Source organism: Amycolatopsis sp. SID8362 (assembly GCF_010550475.1).
Taxonomy (GTDB): domain Bacteria; phylum Actinomycetota; class Actinomycetes; order Mycobacteriales; family Pseudonocardiaceae; genus Amycolatopsis; species Amycolatopsis eburnea.
In genome coordinates, this window is sequence record NZ_JAAGNB010000551.1 from 1 (window position 1) to 1326 (window position 1326).

1 protein-coding gene and 1 pseudogene are annotated in these 1326 nt (G+C 75.8%); one reads left to right on the plus strand and one right to left on the minus strand.

The genetic code is table 11. The annotated features are described in order from the left end of the window. Nucleotides 1-138: 138 nt before the first annotated feature. Nucleotides 139-498 (minus strand): hypothetical protein, encoded by a 360-nt coding sequence (locus tag G3I65_RS57355; protein ID WP_239071266.1) that lies wholly within the window; start codon nt 496-498, stop codon nt 139-141. Here G3I65_RS57355 and G3I65_RS17295 point away from each other — a divergent pair. Continuing rightward, nucleotides 484-1326 (plus strand): annotated as a pseudogene (locus G3I65_RS17295) (hypothetical protein); the annotation flags it as partial. The gene G3I65_RS57355 and the pseudogene G3I65_RS17295 overlap by 15 nt on opposite strands.

The window sequence follows — 1326 nt, forward strand, 5'->3', positions numbered from 1 at the left end:
CACGACGAGGAGGCGCACGCCGCCTTCCAGCCGCCGCGGCACGACGAGCCCGCGGGCTTCGCGCCGGGCCAGGCACGCCACGACGAGGACGCCTCGCACGCGTTCGCGCCAGGCCAGGCACGGCACGGCGACGAGTCCTCACGCGCCTTCGCGCCGGGCCAGGCACACGACGACGAGCGCGTTGGGTTCCAGCCGCGGCGCGACGAAAGTGCCTCGCACGCCTTCGCGCCAGGCCAAGCGCGCCACGACGAGCAGCCCGCCGGCTTCCAGCCGCAGCACGACGAAGACGCCTCGCACGCCTTCGCCCCCGGGCAGGCCCGGCACGAGGACGAACCCGCCGGATTCCAGCGGCGCGACGAGCAGCCCACCGGCTTCCAGCCGCAACACGACGAAGACGCCCCGCACGCCTTCGCGCCCGACGAGGCACACCAAGACGACGAACCTGCGGGTTTCCAAGCGCGGCACGAGGACGAACCCGCGGGCTTGCAGGCGCGGCACGAGGAAGAACCGCCGTTCCAGCCCGGCCACGACGAGGAAGCCGCGCACGGCTTCCAGGAGTCGCCGTTTCAGCCCCGCGACGAGGACCAGCCGCACCACGACGAGGAGCCGGCGCACGCGTTCGCGCCCGGGCAGGCCCGGCACGAGGACGAGGCCGCGCACTCCTTCCAGCCCGGTCAGCCGCCGCGGCGGGAGGAGCAGCCCGCGTTCGACCCGGGCCCGCCGACCATGATCACCCAGCCCGAGATCCCCGGCGTCCTGCCGGTGCCGGAGCCGCCGGCTCCCCAGCCCGCCGCCCAGGCTGAGCCCCGGTCGGGCCGCCGGGCGCTGCGCCGGGAGACCCCGGACCACCCGGTGCTCGCCGGGCTGCAGGCCAAGCTCGACGAACTCGACGTGCCCGAGAGCGGCTACAAGCTGGGCGAGCCCGCCGAGCACGGGTGGAGCGTCGAGGAGGTCGACGACGGCTGGCGCGTCGGCTGGTACGACGGCAAGCTCAGCAACCCCGCGGTGTTCGGCGACGCCGAGGACGCGGCCGCGTTCATGCTCGGCAAGCTGCTGCTCAACCCGGAGGGCCACGTGCCTGCCGAGGAGCCGCCCGCGCCGGAGCCCGAACCGGAACCCGAGCCCGAGCCGGAACCGGCACCGCAGCGGGTCGTCGCGACGCTGTCGCCCGAGGTCGCGACCGGCTCGTACCCGGTCCGCAAGCCCGACCCGGTGCCGCCGCAGGAGCAGACGGCGTTCACCAGCGCCGAGGAGCTGTTCGGCGACCTCGAAGACGACGAGCCGCCGGCCCCGCCGCGCCAGCCCGTCCCGCCCGCGCCGGTCCCG